The sequence below is a fragment of the Luteolibacter flavescens genome, assembly GCF_025950085.1.
Lineage (GTDB): Bacteria > Verrucomicrobiota > Verrucomicrobiia > Verrucomicrobiales > Akkermansiaceae > Haloferula > Haloferula flavescens.
In genome coordinates this window covers 1-14,254 of record NZ_JAPDDS010000006.1, presented here as the reverse complement: position 1 = coordinate 14,254, position 14,254 = coordinate 1, and the positions used below count along the sequence as shown (strand labels likewise).

The 14,254-nt window shown below is 64.5% G+C and carries 14 protein-coding genes; 7 read left to right on the top strand and 7 right to left on the bottom strand.

Annotated features, from left to right (window positions below; all coding sequences use genetic code 11):
* Positions 1-10: 10 nt before the first annotated feature.
* Complete coding sequence (locus OKA04_RS12020) at positions 11-1,231, top strand: RsmB/NOP family class I SAM-dependent RNA methyltransferase (protein WP_264501412.1); 1,221 nt, start codon at positions 11-13, stop codon at positions 1,229-1,231.
* A gap of 425 nt (positions 1,232-1,656) precedes the next feature.
* Positions 1,657-1,785 carry a hypothetical protein gene (locus OKA04_RS12015; RefSeq protein WP_264501411.1) on the top strand — a complete coding sequence of 43 codons (129 nt, stop codon included), beginning with the start codon at positions 1,657-1,659 and terminating at the stop codon, positions 1,783-1,785.
* 128 nt (positions 1,786-1,913) lie between these two features.
* Here OKA04_RS12015 and OKA04_RS12010 read toward each other — a convergent pair whose 3' ends face one another.
* The 4 genes from OKA04_RS12010 to OKA04_RS11995 all read right to left on the bottom strand — a co-directional run bounded on the left by OKA04_RS12010 (position 1,914) and on the right by OKA04_RS11995 (position 5,437).
* Entirely contained in the window at positions 1,914-2,069 is a 156-nt protein-coding gene (locus OKA04_RS12010) for a hypothetical protein (RefSeq protein ID WP_264501410.1), read from the bottom strand.
* A 494-nt stretch (positions 2,070-2,563) separates the two neighbouring features.
* Positions 2,564-4,186 carry a zinc ribbon domain-containing protein gene (locus OKA04_RS12005; RefSeq protein WP_264501409.1) on the bottom strand — a complete coding sequence of 541 codons (1,623 nt, stop codon included), beginning with the start codon at positions 4,184-4,186 and terminating at the stop codon, positions 2,564-2,566.
* A 57-nt stretch (positions 4,187-4,243) separates the two neighbouring features.
* Entirely contained in the window at positions 4,244-4,609 is a 366-nt protein-coding gene (locus OKA04_RS12000) for a dihydroneopterin aldolase (RefSeq protein ID WP_264501408.1), read from the bottom strand.
* Positions 4,610-4,885: 276 nt separating this feature from the next.
* Positions 4,886-5,437: a hypothetical protein gene (locus OKA04_RS11995; protein ID WP_264501407.1), complete on the bottom strand. Its 552-nt coding sequence runs from the start codon at positions 5,435-5,437 to the stop codon at positions 4,886-4,888.
* A gap of 965 nt (positions 5,438-6,402) precedes the next feature.
* Between OKA04_RS11995 and OKA04_RS11990 the strand changes: the two genes are divergently transcribed.
* Both OKA04_RS11990 and OKA04_RS11985 read left to right on the top strand, forming a co-directional pair.
* Entirely contained in the window at positions 6,403-7,452 is a 1,050-nt protein-coding gene (locus OKA04_RS11990) for a metallophosphoesterase (protein WP_264501406.1), read from the top strand.
* A 520-nt stretch (positions 7,453-7,972) separates the two neighbouring features.
* Entirely contained in the window at positions 7,973-8,476 is a 504-nt protein-coding gene (locus tag OKA04_RS11985) for a GCN5 family acetyltransferase (protein ID WP_264501405.1), read from the top strand.
* 185 nt (positions 8,477-8,661) lie between these two features.
* On the opposite strand, the gene OKA04_RS11980 is transcribed toward OKA04_RS11985, so the two are convergent.
* The gene (locus OKA04_RS11980; RefSeq protein ID WP_264501404.1) at positions 8,662-9,564 is read right to left on the bottom strand and encodes a hypothetical protein; all 903 of its coding nucleotides are present in this window, start codon (positions 9,562-9,564) and stop codon (positions 8,662-8,664) included.
* Between the two features lie 816 nt (positions 9,565-10,380).
* Between OKA04_RS11980 and OKA04_RS11975 the strand changes: the two genes are divergently transcribed.
* Positions 10,381-10,791 carry a hypothetical protein gene (locus tag OKA04_RS11975; RefSeq protein WP_264501403.1) on the top strand — a complete coding sequence of 137 codons (411 nt, stop codon included), beginning with the start codon at positions 10,381-10,383 and terminating at the stop codon, positions 10,789-10,791.
* A gap of 60 nt (positions 10,792-10,851) precedes the next feature.
* Positions 10,852-11,304: a DMP19 family protein gene (locus OKA04_RS11970; RefSeq protein ID WP_264501402.1), complete on the top strand. Its 453-nt coding sequence runs from the start codon at positions 10,852-10,854 to the stop codon at positions 11,302-11,304.
* A 468-nt stretch (positions 11,305-11,772) separates the two neighbouring features.
* Here OKA04_RS11970 and OKA04_RS11965 read toward each other — a convergent pair whose 3' ends face one another.
* The gene (locus tag OKA04_RS11965; RefSeq protein ID WP_264501401.1) at positions 11,773-12,279 is read right to left on the bottom strand and encodes a hypothetical protein; all 507 of its coding nucleotides are present in this window, start codon (positions 12,277-12,279) and stop codon (positions 11,773-11,775) included.
* Positions 12,280-12,363: 84 nt separating this feature from the next.
* Positions 12,364-12,798, bottom strand: a complete 435-nt coding sequence (locus tag OKA04_RS11960; RefSeq protein ID WP_264501400.1) for a hypothetical protein — start codon at positions 12,796-12,798, stop codon at positions 12,364-12,366.
* A 539-nt stretch (positions 12,799-13,337) separates the two neighbouring features.
* On the opposite strand from OKA04_RS11960, the gene OKA04_RS11955 reads away from it, so the two are divergent.
* Complete coding sequence (locus OKA04_RS11955) at positions 13,338-14,117, top strand: IS5 family transposase (protein ID WP_319800611.1); 780 nt, start codon at positions 13,338-13,340, stop codon at positions 14,115-14,117.
* Positions 14,118-14,254 lie beyond the last annotated feature (137 nt).

Sequence of the window (14,254 nt, the reverse complement as noted above, 5' to 3'; positions counted from 1 at the left end):
TCTCTGCCTTATGAAATCCCCGCGTCGTGCTGCTGTTTCCATTCTCCGGGCTTGGACGAAGGGCCATGCGTATGCCGAGAGCCTGATCGAGCGGCATGCTTCGCGGAATGACCTGTCCGCGGCGGACCGGGCGCTGCTGAATGCGATCGTGCTGGGGGTATTGCGGAACCTGCGGCTGCTGGACCACTGGATCGGCGAGCTGCGGAAGGGCCGGCTGGACGATGAGACGCGGGACATCCTGCGCGTGGGGCTTTGCCAACTGCTGATCCTGGAGCTGCCGGACCATGCGGCGGTCTTCGAGACCGTGGAGCTGGGGAAGAGCGCGGGGCGCGGGCTGATCAATGCGGTGATGCGCCGGGCGGCGGCGACGAAGAAGAAGCTGCAGGACGTCTCCGAGTTGCCGGCCGCGGTGGTGCATTCGCACCCGGACTGGCTGCTGAAGCGCTGGTCAAAGGCGTATGGCAAGTCGGAGGCGCTGGAGCTGATGGCTTTCAACAATTGTCCCGCGCCGACGATCGCGCGGTGGAATCCGCTGGTGGCGGCGGACGGCACGGAGCAGACGCCGGTGGAGGGCCTGCCGGACGGGTATTTCCAGATCGAGGGGCCGGTGCCGACGGAGCTGCTGGCAAAGGGCGCGATCTACATCCAGGACCCCGCGACGCGGCATTGCGTGGAGCTGCTGGCCCCGCAGCCGGGCGAGCGTGTGCTGGATGCCTGCGCGGCGCCGGGCGGGAAGGCCTTCCTCATCGCGGCGGCCCAGGGCGGCGGGCGGGATCTGGTCTGCACGGACTCGAATGAGAAGCGCCTGCCGCGCCTGCGGGAGAATCTGGAGCGCCTGCACATCACGGGCACGGAGATCGAGTGCCACGACTGGAGCACGCCGGCTCCGGAGAAGTGGCAGGGCGCCTTTGACGCGATCCTGCTGGACGTGCCGTGCTCGAATACGGGGGTCTTCCGCCGTCGCGTGGACGTGCGCTGGCGTCTCCGTCCCATCGACCTGAAGGAGCTGCCGAAGCTGCAGCGCCAGATCATCGAGAACGCGCTGCCCTGCCTGAAGCCGGGCGGGCGGCTGGTGTATTCCACGTGCTCGATCGAGGCGGAGGAGAATGCCGGGCTGATCGAGGCCCTGCTGGCGGATCACCCGGAGCTCACTTTGGAAGCCTCGCACCAGGCGCTGCCACAACGCGACGGGACGGACGGGGCCTACGCCGCGCTGCTGCGGGTGAAGTGACGGCTTCCCCGGGGATGGGGGAAGTGGAACCGCCAAGACGCCAAGTGCGCGAGGCCGGGCTGTGTTTGGCCGGAGCTGGCGCGGCTTGGCCGGGGAAGTCGAGGCTGATGGGATTTACCGCCGAGGCGCTGAGGTCGCGGAGGAGCGCGGAGAGGTTTTTGGCGGACGGAGGGAGTGCTGGGGCTTTCAAAAAGCGGAGCGCCCACCCTGGGAGCGCCGGTCAATAGACCGGCCCGAGTGGTCCCTGACTGCCGGGTCCATCACGAAGGCCCGTATCGCCCAGGGCATGGGGGCGCGGATGACTCGCCGGCTAAAGCCAGCGCTCCGCTCCGCCAGAACGCCTTCTGATCTCCGGAAAACCGGCCCTTGCCGGGGGCGGGAAAGGTGGGCATGGTCGGGGGACGCGAATGAAGTCTTGTTTCGGCATGTTGCTCACCTTGGTCGTCCTGCTGGCTGTGATCCTCAGCGCGGCGACGATCGTCTATCTGAGCAATACCGCCGAGTTTTCGCGGAAGGACGAGCCTGCGGCGACGACGCCGGGCGCGGGGAGGTGAGGCGGATATCGGTCGCGATATCGGCATCGAATCCGGGGCTCGGGGAGCTTGGCGGTTGGGGAATCGTCCGGGTGGGATGAGTTTCGTGCTGCGGTTGCGGTTTCCGTTGCCGGTGTTGGGCGGGAAAATCAGTCTTCCATCTCGGACTCCGCGCAGCAGGAGCCGCGGGCGTGGAGGCAGGATTCGCACCAGCCGCGGGCGTCGATGACGATGACGGCTTCGCGGCCGCAGGTGTCGCAGGCCGGTGGCGGGGAGGATGGAGAAGAGGCGTGGTCGGGGCTCATGGGTTTGATGGGGCTGGGCGGGATTGGGCTGGTCCGGTGACTGACGCTCTCTTTTTTTTGGGGGGGTGACGGTCCATTACAGGCTACTCGCCGACTAAAGTCAGCGCTCCGCCTGCGGCGGCTGGGAGATGCGGGCGGGAGGGGTTGCTTCGCCGGTCTATACAAGCGGGCCGGTGGCCACGCGCTCCCAGGGGGAACGCAAGGATCGGCGGAGCCGGGAGTGCTGGCTTCAGCCGGCTTGGATGGGCGGGCGAAGTGGCCGGTGGAGGCGGGGTGACCTGAGGGCCATTGGGCGGCGGCGGCGGCGCTTTCGCGGGGTGGAGGCCGTGATGGCAGCAGTCTGCTTTAGGGACACTTGCCGGCTAAAGCCAGCGCTCCGCCTGCCGGCAGCCATCTGCCGATGACCATTCGGCAACTTGCCTTTCACCGCTCACCGGGCAAAGCTCTGGTTTCTGACCTCCGCCATCTGATCTCTGATTTCCGATCTCCGGCCCTTACCTGCGGCTGCGGATGGCTTCCAGCGAGCGGGTGAGGAGGAGCTTCATCTCGGGCTCGGCTTCGCGGAGGGAGGCCTCGAGGACGGGGATGGAGCGGGTGCCGCCCACCTTGCCGAGGATGCGGACGGCGGACATGCGCTGGGTGACGGTGGTCGTGGGGAGGCGGTCCAGCAGCTTGTCTTCGATCTGCGGGCCAAAGCTGCCGTAGCTTTCTTCCCACTTGTTCGGCTCCAGCAGCCAGAGCGCGTCGATGAGGGGGATGGCCTGGGTATCCTGGCGGGTGGCGAGGAATTTCACCAGCGACTCGGGCACCGGGCTGCCGGCGGGGATCTTTTCCACCACTCCGCGGATGACATTCTCCATTCCGTCGCCGGGCTCGCTCCAGGTGGGCAGGGCATTGCCGATCTCGGTGAGCAGGGCGGCGTCGCCTTCCTGCGCGAGCTCGCCGAGGCGGCGGGCGATGTCCTTGCGGTAGAACTTGGGCTCGACGGGGGCGAGGCGGGAGACGGCGCGGCGGGCGCGATCGAGGTCGATGCTTTCCAGCTCGCGCTTGTTCAGCTCGTAGAAGGAGGGATTCAGCGGGTCGGTCAGCTTGTCGAGCGGGCCTTCCTGGAAGCTGGTATTGTCGACGATGACTTCGATGACGCGGATGGCATCGGCAGGGCGGGTGACTTCGCCAAAGCGGGCGCACAGGCGGGCGAGGGTATCGAGGTCGCCCTTCGTCCCGGTGACGACCATGAGGTAGTCGCCCTCGCGGGGGTACATGTGGGAGCTGGGGTCCGCGCCGGTATTTCGCACGATGTAGTCGCGCACCTGCAGGCGGTGGAATTCCCGCAAGCCGCGGAGCCAGAGGCCGATGGCGGCGGAGTCCGTCTCCAGCGCGCGCTCCATGGGATCGTAGACAATCTTCTTCTTGAAGTCGGCCAGGGCGAGCTCTCCGGAGGTCGGCTCGGCCGCGGGGCCGGGCTGCGGCTGTCCGGCATCCCCACCCGTGCCGGTGTCGTCCCCGGTGCTCACGATGGTGGCGGAGGTGGTCTCACCGCCGGTGAAAAGGAAGGGCAGCGCGAGGAGGATGGCGGCGGTGGCGAGCGCGCCGAAGATGGCACGGCCACGCCGCCAGGGATTTGCCGCGATGAGCAGGGCGCCGGAGACGACGGCGGAGAAGCCGGCCAGCATGAGGCGCTTCGACAGCGAGGCACCATCCAGCATGCCGCCGGGCGCTCCGCCAAAGACGAGGATGAAGCCAACTGCCAGCGCGACGATGACGGCGGCGAAGCCGAGCAGCAGCCGCAGCGGCGAGCCGGTGGCCCCGGCCGGCGGGCGGTGATGGTGGTGGGCGTGGACCGGCTCCGGCGAATACTGCATCTGCTGGAAGGTCGCCTGCGTGGGCGAGGCGATGGTCTTCGGCACGCGGGAAAAGCTGTCCAGCGCCTGGTCCTTGCGTTCCCCGGGGTAGAATCTCTTTGTGCGGACCACCACCTCGTCATTCACGCGGAAGCGGTGCTCGCAGGTGCCGCACTCCACTATCTTGTCGCGGAGTTCCAGGCCCACCTTGAAGCGCTGGGCGCATCCGGGGCACCGGATGGCGAGCTTTTCCGCGTCGGGTTGTGGTTGATCCATGTGCGGGGAGCTTGGCGGATCAGCGGGGCAATGCAACCCGGGAGAACCGCGACACAGTTAGACAATTCCGCGATCGCGGCGGAGATGCACAGCCACGCATTCCGTATCCGGCAGAATGTGCTTTTCCACAGTGACTTCCACGGAAGTGACGATGTCGTGGCAGAGGGTCAGCCCGGCGATGTCCGCGGCGAGGGTTTCCACCAGATGACGCGGGCGGCAGGAGGCGAGGTCCTGGATGGAGGTGGCCAGCTCGGCGTAGTCCAGCGTGCGGCCGATCTGGTCCTCCAACTGGTGAAAGGAGGCGGAAACGGTGGCCCGCACGGTGACGAGCAGGTGCTGCGGCAGCGCGCGCTCCTCATCCGGCACGCCGATGTGGCAGGTGACGCGGAGACGGCGGATTTCTATCTGATGGAGATGTCCCATGATGTGTGGATGGACAGGTGCGGGGCGGTGTGGACCGGGGTGCGCCCTGGTGAGTCAGGCAGCCGGGGGATTCTGGCCGGGATGGATGGGATGGGTAGGATGAATGGGATGGGAAAAGAGAGGATGTGAAGCAGTGGTAGCGGCATCCGGGGCAGATGGAGGCTCGGGGAAGCCGGAAGCGCTCACCTCTCCGCCTTTCTCCAAATCCCATCCATCCTATCCATCCCGGTCCAGTTCCAGTTCCATTCCCCCGGCCCCGGCTCCGGTGAGGAAGCCTCAGCGGGCGTAGATGCCGCAGGGTGCGGAGACGGCGCAGGGGCCGCCGGTGATGCCCACGGGCGGGATGATGATGTCCACGGGCTGGCCATCCACCTTCAGCGTGGCCGTGGCAGCGGTGGCCTCGATGCCCTGCTGGGTGAAGGGCGCGGTGGCGATGGGCTCGCGCTGGATGAGCGCGGCGGGCTCCAGCCCGGTCAGCTCGGTCTCGAAGACATGCCCCGCGACTTCCACACGGGCGGTGCAAGTGACGGGGCCGCTGGCGATATCGATCCGCGCATCGAGCACGGGCGCGTTTTCAAAAGGCGTGCCGGCGAATATCTGCGGGCCGAAGTAGGCGGCCACCGCGGGATCGCTGCTGACGAAGCCGCAGACGACCGGCGGCGCGGCGGGATCCGGCTGCCACAGGACGATCCCCGCCGGGGCGGAGCCCACGGGCGTGTGGACCATGCGCGCCACGTGGACGATCACATTCGGCATCGCCACATCCATCGAAGTCACGGCGACGAGATCGACGCCCCCTTCCCAGCTCATCCATTGGGTCACGGCCATGCCCCGAGGCTCCCCCATGCGCCGCGGAATGCAAGCCAAGCGGGTGACTGCGTGCGGGGGAGTTGAGGGTTGAGGGTTGAAAGGCGAGGCGATCTAACAGGCCCCCGGATCGTGCTTGCCTAACAAGACCTCCCCAAACCACGGCACAGGATCGGCGGAGCCGGGAGCGCTGGCTTCAGCCGGCTTGGACGGTAGGCGAAGCACGGGCAAAGGCCGCTTTCTCCGGAATGCCCCGCTGGGAGCGCGTGGCCACTGGCCCGCTTGGAAAGTTGGCGAGGCACGGGCAAAAGCCGCTCTCTCCGGAAGATCCCCCTGGGAGCGCGCGGCGACTGGCCCGCTTCGACGGTTGGCGAAGGAAGCACACGGGTTTGCTTCCGGGCGATCCGCCGCGGGTGACTTCCTCCGACGAGCTTTGTATCGGCCCATTCTCGGAAGCCACCCGCAGCAGATCAGGGGTTTGGGGTGGCATTTCTGAACATACAGGACAGCCGTGCGAAGCCACCTTCACCGCTTGCGGAGACCCTGTGCCATCGTGGTCCGCATCGCTCCGCGTGCGGCGAAGCAGTTCTACAGGCAGATCTCAATCTCCGGCTCTGGAAGGATGTGGGGGAGTGCGGGCTTTGATAGGAGCCTTCCCCGGACCGGCGAACCGCACGCGGAGCGATGCGGACCACGATGGCCTCGGGTTGCAGCAGCTTCTTCGGTCACTTCGCCGACCGTCCAAGCGAGCCGGTGGCACGCGCTCCCAGCGGAAGCCGCACCGCGAAAAGCTACCTTCCCACGCAGCTAGCAGCCCCCAACCCCAGCATTGCTCCGAGCGAATGCGGGGGATAAAAACGCAGGCATGCAGGCGTATCGTGACGTCCGCACCTCGTCCCGCTTCGCTTCTCATTTCCTCACCGTCTCCTGCCTGTCCCCTTTTTCCCGCGAATCCCCCTGCATCCTTCTCCACAGATCGCGATCCCATGAACCGCCATTCACCCTCAAACTCGAACCCAGCCCCCCACCCGATGTCCCGGCGCGAGGCGCTGAGGACGACGCTGCTTTTCAGCTCCGGCATCTTGACGGGCGGGCTGGCGGGGCGGCTCGCCGCAGCTCCGGATGGCGCGGACAAGGGAGCGGCGCTCGGGCCCGGGGGGATCGACCTGCTGGCGGTTGGCGACTACGGGACGAACAATGACAAGCAACGCCAGGTGGCCCGCCAGATGGCGGCCTACGCCGGGGCGCTCGGCCGGCCGCTGTCGTGCGTACTCGCGCTGGGGGACAATTTCTACGGGAAATTCATGCCGGAGGAATTCCCCGCGCGCTTCTCGGCGATGTATCCGAAGAAGGACTTCAACTGCCCCTTCTACGCGACGCTGGGGAATCACGACTACGGCCCGAGCTATGACTCGAAGCAGGGGCGGCTGAAGGCGGACTACCAGCTCGCGCGGACGCGGCAGAGCCCGGGATCCCGCTGGAAGATGCCGGCGAAGTGGTATGCCTTCGAGCTGCCGGGGAAGACGGGCAAGCCGCTGGTGAAGGTGATCTATCTGGACGGGAACAACTTCGAAGGCGCGCTGACACCGCAGGAGAAGCTCGCACAGCGGCGCTGGCTGGCGGCGGAGATGGCCAAGCCCACCGCGGCGAAGTGGCTGTGGATGGTCTCGCACTATCCGATCTTTTCCGAGACGAAGAGCCGGGGCGACGCGGCGGGGTCGAAGCTGCTGGAGCAGTGGGGGCCCTACCTGAAGGACGGCCGCGTTTCCCTCTATCTGGCAGGGCACGATCACAATCTGCAGCATCTGCGGGTGGAGGGGTATTCGCCGGACTTCGTCGTCTCCGGCGGCGGCGGCGCGAGCCGTTACGAGGTGGTGCCGGGGAAGGGCCGCGGCTTCTGCATGCAGACGCGCGGCTTCAATCACATCCACGTCACGGAGGAGAAGATGACGGTGCAATTCATCAACCCCGACGGAAAGAGGATCCACGCTTACGAGCGCGAGGTGACGGGGAAGATGCGGGTGCTGGAAGCGTAGAGCCGGAGGCCGGATGGCTGCCGCAGGCGGAGCGCTGGCTTTAGCCGGCGAGTATTTCCGCAGAGAGCGCCACCTGGGAACGCGGAATTCATTCCGCCCGGGCCATCCCTGGCCTTCGTATTTTTCAACCACAGATAAACACGGATGGACACAGATGAACTGAAGGGATCAGGACCAGGATGGATGGGATAAAGACTTTGGGAAAATGAAGTCCCCGGATGAACGAGTGCCATCCGGCATCCCTCCTCACAGGGAACGCGGAATTCAGAGCATCTCCTTGATCCTGGATGTCGATGCTTTCGCCTGGCGTGAGCGCCAAGTGCCATTACCCAGCCAGCGACCAACCGCATTAAGAGAACTTCCCCGCGGCTCAGAAAAATCGGACATTTCTCGGGCGTCTCCAAGTATCGAACCCGATTGACCTACTACGGATTCCCCGTTTCTGTTCGAGTCGACTTGATCCGGATATGCCTTCGCGAACCGCATTCTCGACAAACAATTAAAACCGTTCTGCCAAAGAATGAAGAGTCCTTATCCAACGGTGCTCGCCCCTGAGATGGTAAGCAAATACCCGGCGCTCGCTGGCGCTGGCGGCGGCTACGTTTGGGACGAGGTGCTGGAGTATCGCGTGTGGTGCCATCCTCAACGCGGAGCACCAGACGAGTTTGATGGTGAGGATTACTACTACGCTTTTGAGACCTGCGAGGAGGCCCTTGAATTTGCAAAGGCCAATCCCGGGTCTGATGAACCACTGGCTCTGATCCTTCAGAAAGAGCACATCAACGAGACCGCAGAGGGCGAATATGTCCCTGTGACTGAGGAGCGCCGGACAGAGTGGCCGGTTGAGTTCCTGAGTCGGCCAAGGCGAACCGAGCATACGATCGGCGATTTCCTCTCCCCAGACGCTCCGCCGAACCGTCTTGAGATCCTCCGTGGACTCGCCCCGGATCCACGAGCAGCAACGGCGGAACCAGTCGGCGCTGTTCAACCCGCTCCGGATTCGAAGCCTGAGGGCAATGACTAATCTAATCTTGAGTCGAAGGGGTGCTCCCGTAGCGGGTGCCAGGCATTTTATCTTACTGCCTTCTCGCCAGCCCTCACCCTCACCCACAATCACGCTCACCCGAAAAGCAGACCGCATCCACAGCTTCCCTACCAGCGAACCGCACGCGGAGCGATGCGGACCACGATGCCGGAGCCATGCGGTCGTCACTTCTCCCCCGCCTGGTCCATCCGGCGGATGGCATCGAGGGGTTGCTCGATCTTTTCCCCGTTCATGCGGAGCTCGATCTCCGAGCGCGGCGATACGTGAAGATGGGGCACGTGAAGTTCGCCGCGGAATTCCACGATCTTCGTGACGCCACGCAGGGTCAGTACGGGCCCGGTGCGGTCGGCGACGGACACGGTCAGCTTGCCGCGCCCAGTGTAGACAAACGAGCTGCCGAGGTATCGCACGTCCCTTTCCGCCGTCGCTTCATAGAGCGACACCTCGTGCTTCTGCTCGTCGTCCTCCACACCCTCGATGGTGATCTGCGAGATCTCCTTCTCGAAAGGCTCCCGGACAAAGACGAACCGCGGCGGTGCGCCCGGAGACACCACGCCAAAGACCTGATACCCGGAGTGCTGAATGTCCGCCACCTTGCCGGTGCGCGCCATGATTTCCGCGTGCAGCGCCAGGACATCAGGGGCAAAGCTATCCGGATTCCGGGAGCCCTCGAATAGGGACACCGGCGTCGCCGCCTGTTGCGTGAGATACTCCAGCGCCTTCGCATGATCGCCCGCTGCCGTGGCGGCGACGGCGAGTTGCCAATCCATGCGCAGGTATCGATCGCTCGCCTGCTGGTTTTCCCAAGGCGGGCCCTCGGCCTCGCGGATCTTCACCAGCGGGCGGATCTTCTCGGCAGCCGCCACGAGGAGGGCGAGATCTCCGGGGGCCTCGCCGGGTTGGTTCGCGCGCAGAGCGGCAGACCATTCGCGCTCCGCGACTTCCCACTGCTGGTGCCAATCGTCGGCGATCATTTTCCATCGCTCGCGCTCCGCATGAGCCGGCAGGGAGAGAAGCGGAAGTGACACGAGGGAAATCAGCCGCGGAAGATATCGGGAGAGGCGCATGACGGGATGGACGAAGCCGCGAGACAAACGAGGGGTGGAGATGTGATATTTCGAAGATGGGAGGAAATCAATCGCGTGGAAGCGGGAAAGCCCGCATCACCCCCACTGGGAACGCGGAATTCATTCCGCCCGAGCGCAGCCTAACAGCCCGCCATCACCAGGAGCCAATCGCGGTCCGCATCGCTCCGCGTGCGGTTCGCCGGTGGGGAAGCTGCGGGTGCGGTCTGCTTTTCGGGTGAATGTGATTGCGGGTGAGGCGGTCAGTCGTTGTTAGATCAGTCCGGTGGGGCTGGCCGCCAGATGACTTCGGCCGCACGCGGAGCGATGCGGACCACGATGGCACCGGGTGATGGCGAGCGGCGTCGGGAGACTCGGGCAGAATGTCACTTGCCCATCCATCCCATCCATCCCGGTCCCAAAAGCCACCTACCCCATCCCCTCTTTATCCGTGTCCATCAGTGGTTGATGAAGGCCGCAGTCAGGGTGACCCGGGCGGAATGAATTCCGCGTTCCCAGTAGGGGCTATGCGGACATCAAGGATGACGTCGGGCCGGTCTGATGACCGGCGCTCCCAGGGGCTGCTAACGTTTGAATGCTCCCACGAAAGAAGCACTCGCCGGCTAAAGCCAGCGCTCCCGCCTTGCGGCGATCATTCGCCATCAAACACCTGCGATCCATCTGCCTCGCACCGATCACACGGCACGATCCCCTCTAACGAAAACCGTCCCTTTCCTTTCTCCGATGTTGCGCTAAGGGGTAGCCACACATTCCCACACATTCCCACACATTCCCACACATTCCCACACATTCCCACACATGAGCCCGCCCCCTGCACCCGCTCCCTACAATTGGAAACACGAGCACGGACGCCTGTGGGATGCCCACGTGCCGCCGAGCGGCCCGGCGAAGACCCTCCAGGGCGAGCTGATCCGCATCTGCGGGAAGCTGGTGGACCAGGCCTACCGGAATGGCAACGGAAACTGGGACGCGGACCACGAGACGATGTGGCGCTTCGTCGCGCGGCAGATCACCGAGGACGATACCTTCCCGGAGGCGGAGAAGCAGGTCATCCGCGAGCTCGTGGAAACCATCATCCGCGACGAGGCCACCCCGGACCTGAGCGGCGATGGCAGCACGTACTACCGCGTGAACGAGCGCGCCGTGGACTGGTGCATGGCCCACCCGGAGCCCATCCCCCACGTGCCGGACGGCAGCTACCGCCGTTGATCCGGGGAGAGCACTCTACAGTTATCTAACAATAACTCATTTCACTCAATCACCCGCATCATGAGCACCGGCTACTGGTCCCTCGTGGAGCCCCTCTGGGACGACATCAGCATCTACGATGCTCCCGATGTCTTCCTTCGCCAATACGCGGAAGCGCCGGAGAGGGCGCGACTGCTTTTCGCCGCCCACTGGGCGCAGTCCGAATTCATGAATGGCGGGCTGGGGCAATTCTTCTCAAATCCCACCGGCGTGCTGGCACCGGAGGCGGTGGAGGCCTTTCGCGCGATGGGCATGCGGCATTGCGCGGACCTGCTGGCGGAGGCGATGGCCTTCTTTGGCGATCCCTACCCGCGGGACCGTCAGACGCGGGAGGCGATCCTGGAGCGCTACCTGGAAGAGCAGGGCGGCGACGCCATCCCCCTCCTGGAGCAGGAGAATGCCATGGCAGTCCACATCGAGGAAGAAGCCGGCGGCTTCGACGATGCGGCGGACCGCTACGCGGCGGGCGGTTGATCTGTTAGAGTATCTTTCCCGGGAGTCCGCAGGCGCTCGGTCGAGAGCATGGGGCACGCGTCATCGAGCTGCTTGAGCTTTCAACGAACCGCGATGAGCGCGAAGATGCGTAGATCTGTTAGAGTGTGTCACGCAAGGTCGTAGCAGCGCTTGTGCGGGATAGTTGAGGTCGGCTTTCCGAAAGGGTCGGGGCTTTCATTTCACCGCGAAAAACGCGAAATGGCGCGAAATCTAAAGGCAGGAAGAAAGCTGTGGGTCCGGAACATTTCACTTGGAACTGTAGCCATCCCGCAGGCATCGGAGAAGGTAAAATCGAATCACGAAACAAAGCGAGATCCCGCTAAATTTTTGGCTCGGGATTTTCATCATGCCTTCAGATTTCGCGCCATTTCGCGTTTTTCGCGGTGTGCTTCCTTTGTCTGAAGCCTCCAGGACGGCGGCGATCCAAGAGCAGGCTGAAGCTGGCCGCTACCGCTGCACGGTGTAGGGCGTGCGGCCGCGCCGGGATGCCTCGTCGATGCGGTCCATGTAGGGATCCAGCAGCTCGCGGATCTCGCGCTGGGTGCCGTCGCGGATGCAGCAGGCGTGGAGCAGCACGCGGTCCGCGGTGAAGGTCACGCCGGGATCCTGGTCTGCGGGCTGCGCGCCGGGCTGCAGGTGGACGACGTATTCCATCGACCACGAGACCATCGTATCCGGAGGCACATCCGGCACGACCAGCCGGCAATCCCCGAGCAGGCCGACAAGCCGCCGCGCGTCCTTGGAGGAAAGCGCGATGGCATCTCCGGAGCCATAGGCACCGATGGTGACTCGCTGGTACTTCACGCCGCGCTCCACCATGGGCGGTCGCCCGCTTCCGCAGGAGCCGCAGCTTGGCAAAAGCACGAGCACCGCAGCGGTCACGGCCGCAGCGGCCATCATGCGCAAGCCTGCACCCTTGCCCGACATCATGCCCTGTCCCCTCGTCGCATCCATCGTCTCTTTCTACTAGATCTATCGTATTTCATGCCGCGGCCCGGGGCCCGATGCATGTCATGGCATTCCCTGCCGCTTGATACATCACCGGCCGGTGGATTGAAGAGCGGAATCCTGCAACATGCGCGCCATTTCCGCCTCCCGCTGCACCACCCGGCGCCATCGCCACGCCAGCCACGCGCCCCATGGCAGCAGGTAGGTCGCCAGCAGCACCCAGTGCGGCACCACCACTCCGTGGGGCCGGATGAATTCCCAGCGCTCGCGATACATCGGGCTGCCGCCCGCGCCGCCCACATTCACCATCTCCATTTCATGCCCCGCGGCCCCCGGCACAGCATTGCCATGGTAGAAGACGCCCGCCTCACCCTCATACTGCATCACTCCCCACCACGATGGCCCGTCACGCAGCCACACGCCCTTCGCGCTGTCCATCGAGACGATCCACATGAAGGCGAGCAACCCCGGCACCACCAGCCCCAGCCAGACGGACCTCAGGAAATGCGAGCGGGAAACATCCATGATCTTCCCTCCCCTCTACCCCGTCCCCGCCACAATGTCACTCCGGAAGCACGAGCTCCACAGACCGCCAGCCCCCCTGGGAGCGCCGGTCATCAGACCGGCCCGAAGCCACCTTCACCGCCGATGGAAAACCCCTGCACCCCCGGGAAGAGCCACGCCTCCTCAGGAGCGATTGGATCGACAACGAAACTAGCGAAACCGACGAGAGAAAAGCGGACGGTATCAGGAGGTGGAAATCACAATCAGAGCCCGGCGATCGAAAATGAGGCAAACTACGACGCTCTCGCGCGCGCTCGAAAAACAACGACCGCCCCGAGGGCTAATAGGTCTACATCCGCAGCCTAGGACCACTCGGGCCAGTCCATTGACCGGTGCGCTCTCAGGAAGACATCCCTCAGTACCTCACCACCAGAGCGCCAGCGCGCGCCAACACGAATCGCCCAACTGAGACCCCATCCCAGCCCCGGCAGGGGCAACAGACACTAGAAGCTATCCCAAAACCGTTGGGTTCTGGCAAGGATGGTGCTTGATGCGGTCCGATGATGGAGCTTTCCGAAGACCAGCTTGATATGCTTTGCCGCCTGTTGCCCGACGAACCGGCCAGGCCGAAGGGCGGCAGGCCACGCACCGACAAGCGCAAGGCCATCGCGGGCATCTTCTGGATCCTCGACAATGGCGCTAAGTGGGAGGATCTACCCTCGGAATTCGGCACCAAGAGCTCGGTCCACCGTGCATTCCAGCGCTGGGTCAATCTCGGCGCGTTCGAGCAACTGCTCGCCGAAGTCGGCGCGATGGTCGAGGAACGCGGCGGCTTCAAGCTCTACGAGTGCTTCATCGACGGCACCTTCTCCAAGGCCAAGGGTGGCGGGGACGGGATCGGTGGCACCAAGGCGGGCAAAGGCGTGAAGATCATGATCATGGTCGACGCGAGGGGATTGCCGGTGGCGGTCAATACCGGCAGCGCGAGCCCGCATGAAAGCAAGCTGGTCGAGCCACTCTTCGACTTCATGGTCACGGTCGACTTTCCGGAGCGCCTTGTCGGAGACAAGGCCTACGACTCCGACAAGCTCGATGAGACCCTGGCCGGGCTGGGTGTGGACATGATCTCCCCCCATCGTTCCAACCGGAAGCCTGGGAACCGGACGCAGGATGGCCGCAAGCTGCGGCGCTACAAGCGACGCTGGACGGTGGAGCGCACGATCGGCTGGCTCCAGAACTACCGGCGGCTATGCATCCGCTGGGAGAAGTCGACGGCGATGTTCCAAGGATTCGTCAATCTGACATGCTCGATCCTGTTGATGAAACAGGTTTTGGGATAGCTTGCAGTATCCCGTTAGACTGCGTCGTCGCAAGATTCGGTTGGATTAACAATCAGGATGCGTTAGCTGCTCTTGCGTGAGCCGGGATCTTCATCGTCACGACATTTCCAACCGCGTCTGGACTATTCTCGAACCCT

What these genes read in the sequence shown, in the direction of transcription:
- OKA04_RS12020 (WP_264501412.1), top strand. Translation starts at nt 11, where the DNA reads ATGAAATCCCCGCGTCGTGCTGCTGTTTCCATTCTCCGGGCTTGGACG.
- OKA04_RS12015 (WP_264501411.1), top strand. Translation starts at nt 1,657, where the DNA reads ATGTTGCTCACCTTGGTCGTCCTGCTGGCTGTGATCCTCAGCGCGGCG.
- OKA04_RS12010 (WP_264501410.1), bottom strand. Translation starts at nt 2,069, where the DNA reads ATGAGCCCCGACCACGCCTCTTCTCCATCCTCCCCGCCACCGGCCTGC.
- OKA04_RS12005 (WP_264501409.1), bottom strand. Translation starts at nt 4,186, where the DNA reads ATGGATCAACCACAACCCGACGCGGAAAAGCTCGCCATCCGGTGCCCC.
- OKA04_RS12000 (WP_264501408.1), bottom strand. Translation starts at nt 4,609, where the DNA reads ATGGGACATCTCCATCAGATAGAAATCCGCCGTCTCCGCGTCACCTGC.
- OKA04_RS11995 (WP_264501407.1), bottom strand. Translation starts at nt 5,437, where the DNA reads ATGGCCGTGACCCAATGGATGAGCTGGGAAGGGGGCGTCGATCTCGTC.
- OKA04_RS11990 (WP_264501406.1), top strand. Translation starts at nt 6,403, where the DNA reads ATGAACCGCCATTCACCCTCAAACTCGAACCCAGCCCCCCACCCGATG.
- OKA04_RS11985 (WP_264501405.1), top strand. Translation starts at nt 7,973, where the DNA reads ATGAAGAGTCCTTATCCAACGGTGCTCGCCCCTGAGATGGTAAGCAAA.
- OKA04_RS11980 (WP_264501404.1), bottom strand. Translation starts at nt 9,564, where the DNA reads ATGCGCCTCTCCCGATATCTTCCGCGGCTGATTTCCCTCGTGTCACTT.
- OKA04_RS11975 (WP_264501403.1), top strand. Translation starts at nt 10,381, where the DNA reads ATGAGCCCGCCCCCTGCACCCGCTCCCTACAATTGGAAACACGAGCAC.
- OKA04_RS11970 (WP_264501402.1), top strand. Translation starts at nt 10,852, where the DNA reads ATGAGCACCGGCTACTGGTCCCTCGTGGAGCCCCTCTGGGACGACATC.
- OKA04_RS11965 (WP_264501401.1), bottom strand. Translation starts at nt 12,279, where the DNA reads ATGGATGCGACGAGGGGACAGGGCATGATGTCGGGCAAGGGTGCAGGC.
- OKA04_RS11960 (WP_264501400.1), bottom strand. Translation starts at nt 12,798, where the DNA reads ATGGATGTTTCCCGCTCGCATTTCCTGAGGTCCGTCTGGCTGGGGCTG.
- OKA04_RS11955 (WP_319800611.1), top strand. Translation starts at nt 13,338, where the DNA reads ATGATGGAGCTTTCCGAAGACCAGCTTGATATGCTTTGCCGCCTGTTG.